Origin of the sequence: Ideonella sp. WA131b (assembly GCA_023657425.1) — a bacterium.
Taxonomy (GTDB): Bacteria; Pseudomonadota; Gammaproteobacteria; order Burkholderiales; family Burkholderiaceae_C; genus Rubrivivax.
In genome coordinates, this window is record JAGTJW010000001.1 from 1,432,475 (window position 1) to 1,450,270 (window position 17,796).

At 74.5% G+C, this 17,796-nt stretch carries 13 protein-coding genes; 7 read left to right on the forward strand and 6 right to left on the reverse strand.

Translation table 11 applies throughout. The features are described from left to right. Nucleotides 1–9: 9 nt before the first annotated feature. The 4 genes from KA711_06595 to KA711_06610 form a co-directional block, all read right to left on the reverse strand. The gene (locus KA711_06595) at nt 10–3,738 is read right to left on the reverse strand and encodes a Dyp-type peroxidase (GenBank protein ID MCM0608655.1); all 3,729 of its coding nucleotides are present in this window, start codon (nt 3,736–3,738) and stop codon (nt 10–12) included. A gap of 22 nt (nt 3,739–3,760) precedes the next feature. Continuing rightward, nucleotides 3,761–5,785, reverse strand: a complete 2,025-nt coding sequence (locus tag KA711_06600; GenBank protein ID MCM0608656.1) for a patatin-like phospholipase family protein — start codon at nt 5,783–5,785, stop codon at nt 3,761–3,763. Nucleotides 5,786–5,930: 145 nt separating this feature from the next. Next, nucleotides 5,931–6,824, reverse strand: coding sequence for a M48 family metallopeptidase (locus KA711_06605; GenBank protein MCM0608657.1), 894 nt, complete (start codon nt 6,822–6,824; stop codon nt 5,931–5,933). Between the two features lie 10 nt (nt 6,825–6,834). Next, nucleotides 6,835–8,460, reverse strand: a complete 1,626-nt coding sequence (locus tag KA711_06610; protein ID MCM0608658.1) for an MFS transporter — start codon at nt 8,458–8,460, stop codon at nt 6,835–6,837. A gap of 145 nt (nt 8,461–8,605) precedes the next feature. On the opposite strand from KA711_06610, the gene KA711_06615 reads away from it, so the two are divergent. From KA711_06615 to KA711_06645, 7 genes are all read left to right on the forward strand, one after another. Beyond that, the gene (locus KA711_06615; GenBank protein MCM0608659.1) at nt 8,606–8,812 is read left to right on the forward strand and encodes a hypothetical protein; all 207 of its coding nucleotides are present in this window, start codon (nt 8,606–8,608) and stop codon (nt 8,810–8,812) included. 30 nt (nt 8,813–8,842) lie between these two features. Then, nucleotides 8,843–9,277, forward strand: coding sequence for a thioredoxin TrxC (gene trxC, locus KA711_06620; GenBank protein ID MCM0608660.1), 435 nt, complete (start codon nt 8,843–8,845; stop codon nt 9,275–9,277). Between the two features lie 58 nt (nt 9,278–9,335). Further along, nucleotides 9,336–10,340 (forward strand): ABC transporter ATP-binding protein, encoded by a 1,005-nt coding sequence (locus KA711_06625; GenBank protein MCM0608661.1) that lies wholly within the window; start codon nt 9,336–9,338, stop codon nt 10,338–10,340. Then, entirely contained in the window at nt 10,337–11,143 is an 807-nt protein-coding gene (locus KA711_06630) for an ABC transporter ATP-binding protein (protein ID MCM0608662.1), read from the forward strand. Before KA711_06625 ends, KA711_06630 begins: the two co-directional genes overlap by 4 nt. A 112-nt stretch (nt 11,144–11,255) precedes the next feature. Further along, nucleotides 11,256–13,289, forward strand: a complete 2,034-nt coding sequence (gene tkt / locus KA711_06635; GenBank protein ID MCM0608663.1) for a transketolase — start codon at nt 11,256–11,258, stop codon at nt 13,287–13,289. A 40-nt stretch (nt 13,290–13,329) separates the two neighbouring features. Beyond that, nucleotides 13,330–14,331: a type I glyceraldehyde-3-phosphate dehydrogenase gene (gap, locus tag KA711_06640; protein MCM0608664.1), complete on the forward strand. Its 1,002-nt coding sequence runs from the start codon at nt 13,330–13,332 to the stop codon at nt 14,329–14,331. A gap of 34 nt (nt 14,332–14,365) precedes the next feature. Then, nucleotides 14,366–16,396, forward strand: a complete 2,031-nt coding sequence (locus KA711_06645; GenBank protein ID MCM0608665.1) for a S8 family serine peptidase — start codon at nt 14,366–14,368, stop codon at nt 16,394–16,396. Nucleotides 16,397–16,411: 15 nt separating this feature from the next. Here the strand turns inward: KA711_06645 and KA711_06650 are convergent, their stop codons facing one another. Both KA711_06650 and KA711_06655 read right to left on the reverse strand, forming a co-directional pair. After that, entirely contained in the window at nt 16,412–16,831 is a 420-nt protein-coding gene (locus tag KA711_06650) for a hypothetical protein (GenBank protein MCM0608666.1), read from the reverse strand. A 16-nt stretch (nt 16,832–16,847) separates the two neighbouring features. Then, entirely contained in the window at nt 16,848–17,777 is a 930-nt protein-coding gene (locus tag KA711_06655; GenBank protein MCM0608667.1) for a biotin--[acetyl-CoA-carboxylase] ligase, read from the reverse strand. Nucleotides 17,778–17,796 lie beyond the last annotated feature (19 nt).

The following is a 17,796-nucleotide window of genomic DNA, read 5'->3' on the forward strand; positions in this document are numbered from 1 at the left end:
CGCCCGGGTTCAGGGCCGCAGCGTCAGCAGCGCCGGCGAGGGCCCGGGCTGCAGGCCGGGCTCGGCCATCAGCGCATCCAGCGCGCCGGTCAGCACGCCCAGCGCCATCGCCTGACCGGGGCAGGCATGCAGCGGCACGCTGTCCTGGCCGGGCGAGTGCCGGTCGCCGCCGAACAGCGCGCTCAGGGACGGGTCGTCCTCGAGCTGCCGCTGGTGCAGCGCCGAGCCGATGCCCACGACCACGACGTCGCCGGGCTGCAGCGACACCTCGCCCAGCGTGTGCGCTTGCACGACGGTGCGCCAGACCAGGTCGGGCACCGGCCGGCGCTGCAGGCCGCGCGCCAGCGGGGCGTCGAGCACGGCGCGGACCCGGGCCAGCGCGTCGTCGTCGTCGGCCGGCTCGCCAGCGGGCCGGGCTGCGGCCAGGCGCCGGCGCAGGTCCCAGAACGTGCCGTCGTCGAGCCAGTCGAAGAGCACCCCGCGCAGGTTGCCGTCGACCGTGGGCAGGAAGCCCATCATGACGCCGACCAGCGTGCGCGCGACCAGGTCCTGCGCGTCGGCCTCGTCGGGCTCCAGCGCGTGCAGCGCGGCATGGATGGCCATGCCCAGCCGGCCCAGCGGAGCGGGCTGCCGCCAGTGACGGGCCACCAGGTTGCCGACCTGCTGGCGCAGCAGCTGGCCATGGGCCTGGCCCACGGCCGCGGCCTCGGCGCCCGGGTGCGGCTGGAACAGGTACCGCGACGGCGTGTGGAAGTGCCCGGGGCAGCGGGGCGGGCCGTCGCGCCAGTGCCAGCCGCCCTCGTGCACGAACCCGTCGTCGGGCAGGCCGAACCACGACCGGCTCAGCGCCGCCAGCAGGGTGTCGACGAGGTCGCGCAGGTCCAGCACCGCGTCGCTGCGGCCGGGTCCGGCCGGCGGCCGACGCGCCTGGAGCACCGAGGCCATCGCCGCCCGGGCCTCGCGCCAGGCCTCGGGCAGGGTGACGTCCATGATGGCTGCGTTGACCTGCGTGGCCTCACGCGCGTAGTCTGCGCCGGCGTCCATGCCCAGGAAGATCGGCCCGAAGGACTTCTCCATGCGCGCCTGGTAGCCGGCCACCGTGTAGCGCCCGGAAGGGGCGCCGAAGACCTCGGCCACGCGCTCGGCCGAGCCCACCAGCACGCCGAAGGGCGTGCGCAACAAGCCGCCCGGGGCCGCGCGCACGGCGGCCCACACGGCCTGCGGCAGGCCCTGGCGCCGGGCGCCCGGGTCCTCGAGCAGCAGCTTCCATTCGCGCAGGGCGGTCTGCGCGTCCAGCCCCAGCGCCTGCTCGGCGCGCTGCAGGCCCTGCACCACGCGCTGGCCGGCGACGGCCAGACCCAGCCGTTCGCGTTCGAGCGCCAGCCGGCGCTCCTCGCGCATCGGTCCGGCCGCGGGGGCGGGGTGCCGCGCCACCTGCGCCGCGATGGCGATGCGCCGCAGCTCGTCGAGCCCTTCCACCGATGGCGCGAACAGGTACAGCCCCCACTCCAGCACCGTGAAGGGCTCGGTCCCCAGCGAGACCTCGTGCTCGACGCAGGGCACGGCCGCGCCGGCCGCTGCCGCCGTGCGGAAGCGGAAGCGCGCCGGCTCCCCCGGGTGGTGCGCCGCCAGGAACGGGTCGGCCAGGCGGGAAGGCAGCGTCGGGCTGCTGCTGTTGCCGCCGGCCAGCCAGCCCTGGATCACCTCGAACTGCTCGGCGATGGACGTGTTGTAGGCCATGAACACCAGCCCGCGCTCCGCATCGGCGGGCCCCTCCTGCGACGAGGGCCCGTACGACATGCCCCGGCGCATCAGCCGCGGCAGCGTGACCTGGTCGGCCACCGCCGCCCCGTGGCGCGTGGCGCGCGGGTTGGCGCGGCGCACGTGCGACTGCCACGGGCACTTCACCCCCTGCGGATCGGCCTGGTAGTCGAAGCGGTTGCCGGTGGTGTCGTCGACGAGGTTGCGGCCGTCGTGCCGGCGACCCATCAGCAGCGCGGCCACGTCCTGGCTTGACAGCGTCAGCCCCTGCGCCGCCAGTTGCTGCACCGCCCCCTGCAGCGCCCGCTCGTACGCGGCGACGTCCTGGCGCAGGCGGCGCACGACGAGGAAACTGCCGTTCTCCCACAGCCGCCCGGTCAGCGGCTCGTCGCCCAGGCTGTTGGGATGGCCCAGCAGCAGGTCGCCGGCGGGGACCTCGTCGGCGCCGGCAGGCGCGGTGGCAGGAGCCCTGCCGTCGGGCGCGACGACCGGCTGACTCAGGCCGTCGGCGAAGCCGAAATGCCCGCCGGCCGCGGCCGCGCCGGCCGGCTGCGGGGGCGGCACCCGGCGCATGGTCTGCACCGACAGCAGCCGCACGCCCTCGCCACCCGCCCGGCCTGGCAGATCGGCAAGCAGCCGCCGGATCGAGCCGTGCAGCGCATGGGCAGGATCCGTGGCCTCGCACCACGGCGCCGGTGGGCCGCCACGCAGCGCCACCTGCACCACCGCGTGCACGCCGGCCAGCTCGACGCGGCCGGGCTTCATGACGGCCTTCCCGTCGGGCGCGCAGGCCAGCGGCGGCCGCCAGCGCGAAGGGTGGTTGTGCTGCACGTCGCCCAGCACGCTGGCCCGGGCGGCCATGCCCTGCACGAACTCCGCCGGCAACTGCTCGAGCTGCCCGGCGTCCAGGCCCAGGCACGCCAGGCCGTTGGCCGTGAAGGACACGGTCCAGTACACGTCGCCGGCGGCCGGGGCCGGGTGCGCGGGCTCGCCCCGCGCCAGCCGGCCCTCGACCACCAGCCACTGCAGCAGCGCGGCACCGGCCTGCGGCGAGTCCAACGACAGCAGCAGCAGCGCGGCGTGGTGCACGCCCTCTTGTCGACGCACGATGCCGGACTGCACCTGCGACAGCGACCAGGGAATGTCCGGCCAGAGGGGCCTGGCCGCCGGCACCCGCGGCTGCAGCCAGGCCAGCGCCGCGGACTCGGTGGCGGTGGGCGCGCGGCCGAGCGCGGCCGTGAGGTCGGCGTCGCCCAGCCCGTCCAGGCCCGGCAGCAGCAGGCGCGCGGCGTGCAGCAGGGTCAGGCCGTCGTCGGCCGCCAGCCCCTGCAGGCCCGGCTGCGCGGTCACCGTGGCCGGCGGGTGCATGTCCGTCAGCCGGTACAGCGCGGTCAGCGCCGGAAGGCACTGCCGCAGGAGCTCGGAGGTCGGCACCCCAGGCTCCGGCGCCGGCGTGCTGGCGCGCGGGCTGCGGGCGAACACGGTGACGAGATCGTTCACCGTCGCGGCGCCCCAGTGGTAGACGAACTCCGTGGTGGCCTGTGATCGCCGCACCCAGCGTGCGTAAGCCGCGTAGCCGCTGCGGCGCGACAGCGGGTAGCCGTCGCAGTTGCCGAACAGCAGGTCGAGGAAGGGCCCGAGCTCGCGCCAGATGCGGCGCAGGTAGGGCTCCCACCCGCCGTCGAAGCTGACTGCCAGCAGCAGCTGGCGCCGCAGCGGCTCGCCCACCACGGCGAGGCGGAACGAGTGGATGCCGCGGATGCGCTCGATGACGTCCTGGATCAGCGGCGTCGGCTCGGTCTCGACCGACGAGACGCGGAACGCGTCGAGCGTGCGCATCACGGCCACGACGCGGGTCTCGTGGCTGCGCGTGTCCATCGCGGCAACGGGTCCGCGCTTCAGCGGCGCCAGCACCGTGAGCTCGGTGACGCCGTGCAGGCTGCGCGACGGGGTGCGGTCGGTGGCTCTCTGGGTCATCGCGGCTCCTGGTGGCGCGGGTTCACAGTGGGGGTCGCTGGCGCAGTTCGGGCGGCGGGCCGGGTGCGTCGGGCACGGCGCCGGCGGCGCGGCGCAGCGCCGGCTCGGCGGTCTGCAGCGCCTGCAGCAGGCCCTGCAGCGTCGCGGCCTCGTGGGCCAGCAGCGTGGCGCGGCGCCGCCGTCGGTGCTCGGCCTGCGCCGTGCTGCGCGCCAGCGGGGCGTCGTGCCGTGCGCGCTCGATCTGCTGCGGCAGCGGCTCGGCGTGCGGCGCCCGCAGGGCCGACCAGCCCAGGCTCTCGCCGGCCTTGGCCAGCGACTGCGCGAGCAGCGCGAAGCGCGTCCAGCGGTGCTCGCTCCAGCCGCGCGCATGGCCGCCGGGGCCGAGCTCGAGCACGTAGCGGCGCAGCAGCTGGTAGCCGGCCTCGCCGCCCAGCTGCGCCAGCTGGCGGATGCGCTGCGGCGACATCCGGATGTTGAGCCCGCCGACGTCAGGCCGCAGCGAGACGTGCGCCACGCGGTCGCGCACGCCGGCCATGCGGCGCACGGCGTTGTCGTTCCAGCCCGTCAGCGTGGACAGCAGGGCGCCGGCGAAGCCGACAAGGTCGGCCAGGCCGCGCGGCGGCTGCGAGGGCGTGTCCCAGCGCTCGGGGCCGAGGTCGTCGGCGCCCGCAGCCACGCGGACCCGCCCGACCTCGTCCTCGGACAGCGCCTGCAGGTCGTCGGCGCCCAGCGGGTGCAGCGCGATGCCGAAGGTCGGCCAGGCCGGCAGCAGGCTGTCGAACAGGTGCATCGGGAAGGCCGAGATCAGCCCGCCGTCGGAGAACAGGCAGCGGCGCAGTTCGGGCGGCGGGGGCGGCTGGCCCGCGCGGGCCGCCGGGCGGCTGAGGGCCCACAGCGGCACGGCGCGGAACAGCAGCGGGAAGCTCACCGTCATGCGCGCGGCCACGATCACCGGCAGCTGCGCGCCGGGCAGCCGGCGGAACCCGGACAGCGCCGGTGCCCCGGGGCCGCCGGCCACGCGCAGCCCCTGCCCCGGCGCCGGGGGCGACACGGCCAGCAGGTGCGCCATCACATCGGCCGGGAACAGCGTGGCCAGCTCCTGCGGCAGGAAGTACAGCGCGGCGTCGTCCGGCACGCTGGGGTCGCTGCCGGGGGTGGCGTCCGGCAGCGGCAGCTGCAGCGGCAGGCCGCGCGTGACGTCGGCGCTGAACATGCGCAGGTCGATCGAGCGCGCGCCGGCCGAGGAGCCGTCGTTCAGCGCCTGCGCCGGGCCGCCGGGCGCGCCGTGCAGGTCGGCAAAGCTCAGCGGCGCCTCGCCGGGCGCGCGTCCGGCCACCTGCTGGATCAGGCCGTGCAGCCAAGGCGTGATGGGCTCGCGCGGCGCGTCGGCCTGGCGCGCCAGGCCCGAGCACAGGCCGTGGTCGGCGGCGGCCAGGCGGCGCAGGTCGCGCCACAGCACGAGGCCGGCGACCACGGCGCCCGCGGCCAGGGCCAGCGCCAGCAGCCCGAAGCCGGCCAGGGCGCCGAGCCACGAGGCGGGGAAGTGGCTGGCCAGCGCGAGGTAGGCGACGCTGCCCAGGCCCGCGGCCGGCACGAGCGCAAACGGCCCGTAGGCGAGCAACAGCCCGCGCACCAAGGCCCAGAACTTGCCGGTGGGTGCGACCACGCCCGGCACGATGGCGTCGAACAGCCGCTGCAGCCCGGCGTCGGGCTGGAACAGCCACGCCAGCCCGGTGCGGCCCTCGAAGCCATCGGCGACCTCGGCGCTGCCGGCGAGCATCTGCCGGAAGCCCTCGGCCGAGCCGTGGCGCCGGCGGTACTCGGCCGCCGCGGCCAGCGCCGCCGTGCCGCCGCCCGACGACGACCCGCCGATGCCGTTGAAGCGGAACACCGAGCCGAGCGCGTGCACCGCGCCGGGGTAGGCGATGGAGCTGGTGACGCCGCCGGTGAGCACGAGGTCGCAGAAGCGGTCGGGCTCGGCACGGTCCACGAAGCCGGGCAAGGGGCCCGGCTCGGAGCCCTGCGGCGTGTTCGGCTGCGGCTCCATGCGGAACAGGCCCCTCCTGCGGCGCGCCTTCGGTGGCGGGCGCGGCTCGCGGACATTCTAGTCAGCGGGGTGGCCGCCGGGCCTCACCCCGTCTGATGACGGATGGGCACGGCCTCGGCGGGCCGGCCGGGCGTCGGGGCGCCGCTCAGGCCGGCGGCCCGAAGCGCCGGGGCGGCTTGGGCGCGCGCTCGAACACCGGCGTCAGCTGCGGCAGCCGCGCCTGGATGTCGGCGATGCGCCGCTCGCCCGCCGGGTGCGTGCTCAGCCAGGGTGGCGGCTGGTCGCCGCCGATGCGGATCATCTTCTGCCACAGCGTGACGCCGGCCCGCGGGTCGTAGCCGGCCTGGGCGGCGATGATCAGGCCCAGTGCGTCGGCCTCCGACTCGTCGTCGCGGCTGTACTTCAGGCCCAGCAGCTGGCTGGCGCCGGCTGCGGCGGCGTCGCCCAGGCTGCCCAGGCCGAGCAGCGCCGCACCGCCGCGCAGCAGCAGCTCGGTGCCGCCGGCCTTGACCAGACGCTCGCGCGCGTGCTCGAGCAGCGCATGCGCGATTTCGTGGCCCATGATCATCGCCACCTCGTCGTCGTCGAGCTTCAGCCGCGCGAGGATGCCGGTGAAGAAGGCGATCTTGCCGCCGGGCATGCAGAAGGCGTTGATCTGGCTGGAGCCCAGCAGGTTGACCTCCCAACGCCACTGGCGCGCGCGCTCGTTGCAGCCGGGTGCGAACGGCACCATGCGCGCGGCCATGTCACGCAGCCGCTCCAGCTGCACGCCGCCGGTGGCCAGCGCGCGCTGCTGCTGCGCCTGGCGCAGGATCTGCGCGTACTGCTGCTGCGCCATGCTCTCGACGTAGCTCGCCGGCGCGACCGCGGCCGCCCGAGAGCGCCGGCACTCGGGGATGCTGGCCAGGGCCGGGGCGGCGGCGCTGGCCAGGGCCAGGCCGGTGAACAGCCGCCGGCGGGCCGAAGCCGGCGCGTTCGGCGCCCCCGCCCGGTGGCAGAGGCAGCCCAGAAACGAAGATGGCGGCGGGGCTGTGCCCATGCGCCGGATTCTAGGAAGCCGCGGCCTGACCCTGGGGCGTGCACGGGGCTGCGCTTGCGGCGGGCGCATCCAGCGCATCCACCTCGCGCCGCAGCCGGCGCAGCATCACCAGCGCCGGCGCCGCCAGCACGGTGCTGATGATGAAGAAGGTCGGCCAGCCGATGCTCTCGGCCAGCACGCCCGCCAGCGGCCCCACCCAGACGCGGCCGACGCTGGCAAAGGCGCTGAGCAGCGCGAACTGCGTGGCCGTGAAGCGCTGGTTGCACAGGCTCATCAGGAAGGCCACGAACGCGGCCGTGCCCATGCCGCCGGAGATGTTCTCGAAGGCCACCACCATCAGCAGGCCGCCGTCCACTGGCGTGGGCGTGGCCAGCGCGACGAAACCCCAGTCGAAGGGCGGCAGCGTGAGCCCGGGCAGCACGCCCTTGCCCGAGACGGCCAGCCACCAGAAGCCCAGGTTCGACAGCAGCTGCAGCGCGCCGAAGAGCATCAGCGAGCGCCACAGCCCGAGCTTGAGCATCAGCGCGCCGCCCAGCAGCGCGCCGCCGATCGTCATCCACAGCCCGAGCACCTTGTTCACCACGCCCACCTCGGCCGAGGTGTAGGCCATGGCCTTGAGCAGGAAGGGCGTCATCAGGCTGCCGGCGAAGGCGTCGCCCAGCTTGTAGAGCACGATGAACAGCAGGAAAGCGGGCGCGCCCTTCTGGCTGAAGTAGCTCTCCAGGCCCGACAGCAGCGTGGTGAAGCCTGCGCGCCGCGCCGCCCAGGCCGCCAGCGGCAGCGTGAAGGCGATGCCCAGCAGCAGCGCCACCAGGTTGATCCAGCGCTGCTGCAGCGGCGCGGGCAGGCTGCTGCCCTCGAGCAGCGGTCCCAACAGCGCACGGGCGATGTCGGTGCCGAAGCGGTCGGTCAGCCACCAGCCGGCGCCCACGGCCAGCAGCACGGCGGCAAAGCCGCGCAGGTCGCGCCCCGCGCTGGCCGGCGGCGTGGCGCCTGGCGGGACTGGCGGCAGGGGCGGCAGCGCGGGCAACAGCAGCGCCGACACCCCCGCCGCGCCGGCCATCAGCAGCGCCATGAAGCGGTAGACCTCGGGCCAGGTCCAGCCCGCGGCCTGTGCGGGGTCGGTCCAGATCATGGCGATGTCGCCAGACAAGATCATCGCCAGCCGGTAGCCCATGACGCCCAGCGATGCGCCCATGCCGCGTTCGGCGGCGGGCAGCAGGTCGGTGCGGTAGGCGTCGACCACCACGTCCTGGCTGGCCGACAGGAAGGCCACGGCCACCGCCAGCAACGCAAACGCGCGGATGCCCTCGCTGGGCGACGTGGCGGCCAGCGCCCACAACGCCAGCGCCAGCAGCAGCTGCGTGGCCACCAGCCAGCCGCGCCGTCGGCCCCAGCGCCCGGCGATGGCAATGGGCAGCTCGAAGCGGTCCATCAGCGGCGCCCACAGGAACTTGAAGGTATAGGGCAGCCCGACCAGGCTGAGAAAGCCGATGGTGGCGAGATCGATGCCGTCGAGCGTGAGCCAGGCCTGCATGGCCTGGCCGGTGAGGGCCAGCGGCAGGCCGCTGGCGAATCCCAGCAGCGCCACGGCGGCCAGCCGGTGCAGCCGCAGCAGCGTCAGCGTCAAGGGCATCGGGGCATTCTAGGGAGCGCGTCGTCGCCGCCCCCTGCTCCCCCGCGATCAGGGCACGGCGAGCAGCCGCTGCCCGGCGCGACGCTGGCCGGCGGCCGTCCACCAAGGCGTCGGCCTTGGCGCCGAGATCAACGCCGCCGCGGCCATGCTGCGCACCGGCGTCGGCGTGGCCGTGCTGCCCACCTTCATGGAGCAGCGGCTGCCCGAGCTGGTAGCGGTATCCGAGGTGATCCCGGCCCTGGACGTGCCGGTGTGGATGCTGACCCATCCCGATCTGCTCGGCACCGCCCGCGTGCAGGCCTTCATGCGCTTCGTGGGCGACGCGGTGGCGCAGCGGCTGGCCCAGGCTTGAACACCCGGCCGACGCCTCCATGTGCCTGCGATGAACGACGACACCCGACTGCACGCGGCCTGCCCGCACTGCGGCGCCACCAACCGCGTGCCGGCCACACGCATCGACGAGCACCCGAACTGCGGCCGCTGCGGCAAGCCCTTGCTCGACGGCCAGGTGCTGGCGCTGACCGACGCCGACTTCGACGCCGTGGCCCTGGCCACAGACCGGCCCATGCTGGTGGACTTCTGGGCCGCCTGGTGCGGCCCCTGCCGCATGATGGCGCCGGCCTTCGCCCAGGCTGCGCAGCAGTTGGGTGACCGCGCGCTGCTGGTGAAGGTGGACACCGACGCCAACCCGCAGCTGGCGCAGCGCTACGCCATCCGCAGCATCCCGACGCTGGTGAAGGTGGTGCAGGGCCGCGAGGTCGCGCGCACGAGTGGCGCGCAGCCGGCCGGGGCCATCGTGCAGATGGTCGCTGCCTGAGGGCAGGCGCGGGCCGGGGCCAGGCGCTGCGCTATCGTCGCCGCGCCCGCTGCCGCCCATGCCAGAAGTCCCGCCTCCCCCGCTGCTCGAGGTCCGCGACCTGCGCGTCACGCTCGCCACCGCGGGCGGCCGGCTGCCGGCGCTGCGGGGTCTGGACTTCAGCGTCGGGCGCCGCCAGACCCTGGGCCTCATTGGCGAGAGCGGCTGCGGCAAGAGCCTCACGGCGCTGGCGCTGATGGGCCTGTTGCCCGAGGGCGCCGGGGTCTCGGGGTCGATGCGGCTGCTGGGCACCGAGCTGGTCGGCCTGCCCGAGCGCGACTGGTGCCGGCTGCGCGGCAACCGCATCGCCATGGTTTTTCAGGAGCCGATGTCGGCCCTGAACCCGCTGCACACCATCGGCGCCCAGATCGCCGAGCCGCTGCACCTGCACCGCGGCCTGGGCCGCCGCGCGGCGCGCGCCGAGGCGCTGCGGCTGCTGGAGCGCGTGCAGATGCCGAACGCGCAGGAGCGGCTCGACGCCTGGCCGCATCAGCTCTCGGGCGGGCAGCGCCAGCGCGTGGTCATTGCCATCGCGCTGGCCTGCGCCCCGGCGCTGCTGGTGGCCGATGAGCCCACGACGGCGCTGGATGTGACGCTGCAACGCGAGGTGCTGGCGCTGATCGGCGAGCTGGTGCGCGAGGACGGCATGGGCCTGGTGCTGATCAGCCACGACCTCGGCCTGGTGGCCGATCACGCCGACCACCTGCACGTGATGTACGCGGGCGAGATCGTCGAGCGCGGGCCCACCGCGGCGGTGTTCGCGCAAGCGACCCACCCCTACACCCGCGGGCTGCAGGCGGCGCGGCCGCGCGTCGGGCTGCCGCGCGGGGCGCGGCTGGCGACCATCCCCGGGCGCGTGCCGTCGCTGGGGGCGATGCCGGAGGGTTGCGCCTTCGCAGCGCGCTGCGCGCTGGCCGGCGACGACTGCCGCGCCGGCCCGGTGGCCGAGTTCGCCGTGCCCGGGGCTGCGGGCCATGCGGCCCGTTGTCTGCGCACACAGGTGCCGGCGGGGGCGGCACCATGACGGCGCCGCTGCTGCAGGCCGAGGGCCTGCACCAACGCTACCGGCTGCCGCGGCGCCGCCTGTTCGCCGCCGCGCCCGAGGTCGAGGCGCTGGCCGGCGTCGGCTTCACGCTCGAGGCCGGGCGCAGCCTGGGCATCGTCGGCGAGAGCGGTTCGGGCAAGAGCACGCTGGCGCGGCTGGTGATGGCGCTGGAGCGCCCCTCGGCCGGCACCGTGCGTTTCGACGGCGTCGACCTGCATGCGCTCGGCGCCGCGGCGCTGCGGCGCGCGCGCGCCGGTTTCCAGATGGTGTTTCAGGATCCCTACGGCTCGCTCGACCCTCGCCGCAGCGTGCTGCAGACGGTGGCCGAGCCCTTGCGCGCGCTGCTGGGTGCCGGGCCGGCCGGGCAGCGTGCGCGCGCGGCCGAGGCGCTGGAGGCGGTGGGCCTGGCCGCGGCCGACCTTGAGCGCTACCCGCACGAATTCAGCGGCGGCCAGCGCCAGCGCATTGCCATCGCGCGCGCACTCGTCACGCGGCCGCGGCTCATCGTGGCCGACGAGCCAGTGAGCGCGCTCGACGTCAGCATGCAGGCCCAGGTGCTGAACCTGCTGCGCGATCTGCAGCAGCGCTACGGCCTGGCCTACCTCTTCATCAGCCACGACCTCGCCGTGGTGGACCTGGTGTGCGACGAGGTGCTCGTGCTCCAGCATGGCCGCGTCGTTGAGGCCGGGCCGCCGGGGCGGCTGTTCACCGCGCCCGAGCACCCGTACACGCGCCGTCTGGTGCAGGCCGTGCCGGGCGCTGCGCGCAGGCTGGGCGCCTGAGCGGCGGGCGCTTCGGCCGCGCAGCGGCTCCTAGAATCCCGGGTTCCCTGTCGCCCAACCGCGCGATCCCCGCGCCGCCCCGATGTCCCGCTCCGCCCCCGACACCTCCTTGATGGCCAACGCCGTCCGTGCACTGGCCATGGACGCCGTGCAGCAAGCGAACTCCGGCCATCCCGGCGCGCCCATGGGCATGGCCGAGATCGCGGTCGCTCTGTGGGGCCGCCATCTGAAGCACGATCCGGCCGACCCCGCCTGGCCCGACCGCGACCGCTTCGTCCTGAGCAACGGCCACGGCTCCATGCTGCTGTACGCGCTGCTGCACCTGACCGGCTACGACCTGCCGATGAGCGAGCTGCGCCGCTTCCGCCAGCTGCACAGCCAGACGCCCGGCCACCCCGAGGTGGACGTGACCCCCGGCGTCGAGACCACCACCGGCCCGCTGGGCCAGGGCCTGGCCAACGCCGTGGGCATGGCGCTGGCCGAGAAGCTGCTGGCGGCCGAGTTCAACCGGCCCGGCCATGAGATCGTCGACCACCGCACCTGGGTGGCGGTCGGCGACGGCTGCCTGATGGAAGGCATCAGCCACGAGGCCATCGCGCTGGCCGCGGCCTGGAGGCTGAACAAGCTGGTGGCCGTGTACGACGACAACGGCATCAGCATCGACGGCGCGATTGCACCCTGGTACCCCGACAACGCCGCTCAGCGCTTTGCGGCGATGGGCTGGAACGTGCTTGGTCCGGTCGACGGCCACGATGTCGCGGCCGTCGACGCCGCGCTGGCGCAGGCCCGCCACAACCGCACCCGACCGACGCTGGTGATCTGCCGCACCACCATCGGCAAGGGCAGCCCCAACCGCGCCGGCAGCGCCAAGGCGCACGGCGAGGCGCTGGGAGCGGAGGAGATCAAGCTCACGCGTGCCGCCTTGGGCTGGCCGCACGAGCCCTTCGTGCTGCCCGAGGCCGCCTACGAGGCCTGGGATGCGCACGCGGCCGGCAGCGCCGCGCACGGCGACTGGGCCGCGCGCTTCGAGGCTTATGCCGCGGCCCACCCCGACCTGGCCGTGCAGCTGCAGCGACGCCTGGCCGGCCAGCTGCCCGAGGACTTTGCCTCGCAGGCCGCCGTCGCCATCGCGGCGGCCCACGACAAGGCCGAATCGGTGGCCACGCGCAAGGCCAGCCAGAACGCGCTGGAGGTCTTCACCGCCGCGCTGCCCGAGCTGCTCGGCGGCAGCGCCGACCTCACCGGCAGCAACCTCACGAACACCTCGCACACCCCGGCGATGCGTTTCGACGATGCGGGCAAGGTCGTCACCTACACCCACGCGGCGGCCACCCCCGACGCGGTGCGCGTCGGTCGCCACATCAACTACGGCGTGCGCGAGTTCGGCATGGCCGCCATCATGAACGGCGTGGCGCTGCACGGCGGCTTCATTCCCTACGGCGGCACTTTCCTCACCTTCAGCGACTACAGCCGCAACGCCATCCGCATGGCCGCGCTGATGAAGAAGCGCGTGGTGCACGTGTTCACGCACGACAGCATCGGCCTGGGCGAGGACGGCCCCACGCATCAGAGCGTGGAGCACGCGGCCAGCCTGCGGCTGATCCCCAACCTCGACGTCTGGCGTCCGGCCGACGGCACCGAGACCACGGCGGCCTGGGCCATGGCGCTGGCCAACGCCACGCGGCCCACGGCGCTGCTGCTGAGCCGCCAGGCGCTGCCGCATCTGCCGAAGGCCAGCCTCGCCGACCTGGCCAAGGGCGCCTACGTGCTGGCCGAGCCGGCCGAGGTGGGACTGAAGAAGAAGGCGCGGGCCGTGATCCTGGCCAGCGGCTCCGAGGTGCACCTGGCGCTGCAGGCCCAGGAGGCGCTGGCCGCGCTGAAGATTGCCGTGCGCGTGGTGAGCGTGCCCAGCACCACGGTGTTCGACCGCCAGAGCGTGGCCTACAAGCGCAGCGTGCTGCCCGACGGCCTGCCGCGCATCGCCGTGGAAGCCGGCGTGACGGACGGCTGGTGGAAGTACGGCTGCGCCGCCGTCGTCGGCATCGACACCTACGGCGAGAGCGCGCCGGCCGGCGCGCTGTTCAAGCACTTCAAGCTCACCACCGAGAACGTCGTGGCGGTGGTGCGCGCGGTGCTCGGCCGTTGATCCCCACCCCCCGATCCCGCATCGACCCAAGGAGTCCGACATGACCATCCGCATCGGCATCAACGGCTTCGGCCGCATCGGCCGCATGGTGTTCCGCGCCGCGGTGCAGAACTTTGCCGACATCGAGGTGGTCGGCATCAACGACCTGCTCGAGCCCGACTACCTGGCCTACATGCTCAAGTACGACAGCGTGCACGGCCGCTTCAAGGGGGACATCGCCGTCGACGGCAGCACGCTCATCGTCAACGGCAAGAAGATCCGCCTGACGGCCCACAAGGATCCGGCGCTGCTCACCTGGGGCGAGGTCGGCGCCGACATCGTGGTCGAGAGCACGGGCCTGTTCCTCACCAGGGACACCTGCCAGAAGCACCTGGACGCCGGTGCCAGGAAGGTGATCCAGAGCGCCCCCAGCAAGGACGACACGCCGATGTTCGTCTACGGCGTGAACGACAAGACCTACGCCGGCCAGGCGATCATCAGCAACGCCAGCTGCACCACCAACTGCCTGGCGCCCGTGGCCAAGGTGCTGAACGACAGCTTCGGCATCAAGCGCGGCCTCATGACCACCGTGCACGCCGCCACCGCCACGCAGAAGACGGTCGACGGTCCGAGCAACAAGGACTGGCGCGGCGGCCGCGGCATCCTGGAGAACATCATCCCCAGCAGCACCGGCGCCGCCAAGGCCGTGGGCGTGGTGATCCCCGAGTTGAACAAGAAGCTCACCGGCATGAGCTTCCGCGTGCCCACGTCCGACGTGTCCGTCATCGACCTGACGGCCGAGCTGGTGAAGGAAGCCAGCTGGGACGACATCTGCAACGCGATGAAAGCCGCCGCCGCCGGCCCCATGAAGGGCGTGCTGGCCTACACCGAGGACAAGGTGGTGGCCACCGACTTCCGCGGCGAGCCCTGCACCAGCGTGTTCGACGCCGACGCCGGCATCGCGCTGGACAAGACTTTCGTCAAGGTCATCGCCTGGTACGACAACGAGTGGGGCTACTCGAACAAGGTGCTCGAGATGGTGAGGGTGATGGCGTCGACCTGATGCCAAGACAAGCCGGCACTCCTAAACTACGGCGATGAGCGCCACCCCATCGAAGATCTCTCTGAGCCTGGCCGCCGCGATGGCGGCCCTTTTGTGGGCCCTGCCGCCCGTGGCCGCGGCGGCGGGTCCGACCGCCGAGGTGATCGTCGGCTTCAAGCCCTCCGCCGACGTGCTGCGCTGGCACCCGATGGCCGAGCGCATCGCGGCCGCGCAGGCGCAGCGCGTGCTCCAGCAGCGCGCCGACCGGCTCGGCCGGCGGCTGGATCGCGGGCTGCAGGCCGGCCCCGCGGTGGGCCGCGGCGTGCAGGTGATGCGTGCCGAAGGCGTGGATTCCCTCACCCTGGCGCGGCAGCTGGCCGCCCACCCTGATGTGGCCTACGCCCAGCCCAATGGGCGAAAGGTCATCGTGGCGGCGCCGAACGACCCGCTGTACGTGGCCAGCCCCACCGAGCGCCGCAGCAACGGCAGCACGCTGCAGGACGGCCCGGCCAGCGGCCAGTGGTATCTGCGCGCGCCCGACGCCACGGTGCGCTCGGCCATCAACATCGAAGCCGCCTGGGTGCGAACCCGCGGCAGCGCGAGCGTGGTGGTGGCCGTGCTCGACACGGGCGTGCGCTTCGATCACCCCGACCTGGGGCGCGTGGCCACCGGCGGCAAGCTGCTGCCGGGCTACGACTTCGTCAGCAACGCGACCGTGGCCAACGACGGCAATGGCCGCGACGCCGACCCCACCGACCCCGGCGACTGGGTGTCCAGCGCCGAGGCCGGGCTCGCCCCGTTCAACGGGTGCCCGGCCCGGAGCAGCTCCTGGCACGGCACCGCCACCAGCAGCCTGGTGGGCGCCGCCACCGAAAACGCCCTGGGCATGGCCGGCGCCGCCCCGGACGTGCGCGTGCTGCCGGTGCGCGTGCTGGGCAAGTGCTTCGGCACCGACAACGACATCATCTCCGGCATGCGCTGGGCGGCCGGGCTGACGGTGGACGGCGTGCCCGACAACCCGAACCCGGCGCAGGTGCTGAACCTCAGCCTGGGCGGCAGCGGCGCCTGCGGGGCCGCCTACCAGGCCGCGGTGGACGAGATCATGGCCCGCGGTGTGCTGGTCGTGGCGGCGGCCGGCAACAGCGTGGGCGGCGCGGTCAACGAGCCGGCCAACTGCCGCGGCGTGCTTGGCGTGGCGGCGCTGCGCCACGTGGGCAGCAAGGTGGGGTTCTCCGACATGGGCCCGGAGATCGGCATCGCGGCACCCGGCGGCAACTGCATCAACGTGCAGCCCGGCACGCCCTGCCTCTACCCCATCCTGGCGGCGTCGAACAGTGGCACGACCGTGCCGGTCGCATCGGTCTGGACCGACAGCTACGACTTCACCGTGGGGACCAGCTTCGCGTCGCCGCTGGTGGCGGCGGTGGCGGGGCTGATGGTGTCGAAGCGGCCCGTGATGACGCCGTCGGAGCTGACAGCCGCCATCAAGGCCAAGGCGAAGCCCTTCCCCACCAGCGGTGCGGACAACGGCGCCAATGACCCGACCCCGGTGCCGATGTGCACCAACATCGCCGCGGCCGGGCCCAGCGGCCAGTGTTACTGCACCACCGGCCTGTGCGGCGCCGGCATGCTCGACGCGGGCGCCGCAGTCGCTGCCGCTGCCGGCGTGCTGGCGCGCATCCAGGTGCAGACGCCCGCTCCGGCGGTGGGCTCGCCTGTGTCGCTGAGCGGCGTCGGCAGCCTGGCCTCCATCGGCAGCAGTGTGACCGCATGGTCTTGGCAGTTGGTCTCTTCGGAGGCTGGCGTGGCCAGCGGCTTCACGAGCGCCACCGATGCCAGCACGGCGACACTGACGCCAACCGCAGCCGGCCGGTTCACGGTGGAGCTGCGGGTCACCGACAGCAGCGGCGCCAGCCAGGCGTCGCAAGTGACCGTCTCGGTGGCCGCAGCGGGCGGGCCGCCACCGGTCGCGCAGCCGTCCGATGGCGGCGATGGCGGCGGCGGTGGTGGCGGCGCCGTCACCGCCGGCTGGATGGGCGGGCTGCTGTTGGCCGTCCTGGCGCTGATGCCGGGCCGGCGGCGCTGAGCAAGGCCGTCGCCCTCAGCGAGCGGCGCTGCAGGGCTTGAAGCCGGCTGCGGCCAGCCGCCGGGTCAGATCGGGTGGCGCCTGCGGCAGGCGCAGCACGGTGCCCGCCGCATCGCGACCGGGCCTGGTGGCCGCCAGCCGCTGGACATCGTCGGGGGACACCAGGGCTTCGGCCAGGCGGGCCTCGGCGGCGCCGAGATCGGGCTCGCGCAAGGGGTCGGTTTCGATGCAGGCCAGCACCGCGGCGCGGGCGGCCTGGACGGCGGCGCTGGCAACGGGCGCCGGCAGCACCGTCACCGATCCCGGCGCGACCTGCGCGGCCAGCCGCTGCGGCTCGCGCTCGGCCTGGCGCGGCGGTGTGCCCAGCCACCCCTGCGCCCAGGCAAGGTACAGGCCGTTGGCGAGCAGCAGCAGAACGACGAGGATGCGCAGCATCGGTGGTGGCTGGGCTTCAGCGCGCGCCGGCCGGGTGCGCCAGCCGCACGCTGGCCTCGCCGCTGACGATCCGGTGCTCGCCGGCTGCCGTGCGCAGGCGCAGGGCGCCCTGCTCGTCCACGCCGGCGGCCACGCCCTCCAGCGCGCTGCCGCCGTGCACGACGACGGCCTGGCCCAGGAGCAGGTCGCGCGCGGCAAAGCCTTGCACAAACGGCGCGAAGCCCCCGCGCTCGAAGCGCTTGAGGGCCTGTGCCAGCGGCACGGCCACGGTGGCCAGCGTGGCCGGCGCGGCCGCGGCCGCGTCCAGCTCCTGCAGGCAAGCGTAGCCGTGCGCCAGCGGCGGGCCGGCGGTCGCCACTTCGGCGCGCGGCAGCACGTTCAGCCCGACGCCCACCACGACCATGCGGTGGCGGCCCACGGACACGGTCTCGATCAGCACACCGCCGAGCTTGCGGCCGAGCACGGGCGCGGCGGCGTCGTCGCGCAGCCACAGGTCGTTGGGCCACTTCAGGGCCAGCCGCGGGGCCGCCGGCCGTGTCTCCAGCGCCTCGGCCAGCGCCACGCCCACGGCCAGCGAGAGGCCGTCCCACTGCACAGGCGCCAGCGGCAGACCCAGCGAGAACGTGAGCGAGCGGGTGGCGGCGCTGCTCCAGCCGCGGCCCAGGCGGCCGCGGCCGGCCGTCTGCTCCTCGGCCACCAGCAGGCAGGGTGTGAGGTCGGCGGCACACCGGCCTGGCGGCGTGGCACCGCCCTCCGCGAGCGACGCACCGTGCCCGGGACCGCCAGGGTGGCTGATCGGAGCGTGCCGGTCGCCGCCCGCCTCGCGGGCGCGCGCCAGCAGGCGCGAGTTGGTACTGTCCACGCGTGCCACGATCTCGACCTCGATGCCCGGCAGCAGCGGTTCAAGCTGCTCGCGCAGCGCCTCGGCACCCCAGCGCAGCGCCAGCGCCGGCGGCTGCGTCGCT

Bases quoted from the DNA above. Each gene is read 5' to 3' on its own strand.
- KA711_06595 (MCM0608655.1), bottom strand. From the start codon at position 3,738: ATGACCCAGAGAGCCACCGACCGCACCCCGTCGCGCAGCCTGCACGGC.
- KA711_06600 (MCM0608656.1), bottom strand. From the start codon at position 5,785: ATGGAGCCGCAGCCGAACACGCCGCAGGGCTCCGAGCCGGGCCCCTTG.
- KA711_06605 (MCM0608657.1), bottom strand. From the start codon at position 6,824: ATGGGCACAGCCCCGCCGCCATCTTCGTTTCTGGGCTGCCTCTGCCAC.
- KA711_06610 (MCM0608658.1), bottom strand. From the start codon at position 8,460: ATGCCCTTGACGCTGACGCTGCTGCGGCTGCACCGGCTGGCCGCCGTG.
- KA711_06615 (MCM0608659.1), top strand. From the start codon at position 8,606: ATGCTGCGCACCGGCGTCGGCGTGGCCGTGCTGCCCACCTTCATGGAG.
- trxC (MCM0608660.1), top strand. From the start codon at position 8,843: ATGAACGACGACACCCGACTGCACGCGGCCTGCCCGCACTGCGGCGCC.
- KA711_06625 (MCM0608661.1), top strand. From the start codon at position 9,336: ATGCCAGAAGTCCCGCCTCCCCCGCTGCTCGAGGTCCGCGACCTGCGC.
- KA711_06630 (MCM0608662.1), top strand. From the start codon at position 10,337: ATGACGGCGCCGCTGCTGCAGGCCGAGGGCCTGCACCAACGCTACCGG.
- tkt (MCM0608663.1), top strand. From the start codon at position 11,256: ATGGCCAACGCCGTCCGTGCACTGGCCATGGACGCCGTGCAGCAAGCG.
- gap (MCM0608664.1), top strand. From the start codon at position 13,330: ATGACCATCCGCATCGGCATCAACGGCTTCGGCCGCATCGGCCGCATG.
- KA711_06645 (MCM0608665.1), top strand. From the start codon at position 14,366: ATGAGCGCCACCCCATCGAAGATCTCTCTGAGCCTGGCCGCCGCGATG.
- KA711_06650 (MCM0608666.1), bottom strand. From the start codon at position 16,831: ATGCTGCGCATCCTCGTCGTTCTGCTGCTGCTCGCCAACGGCCTGTAC.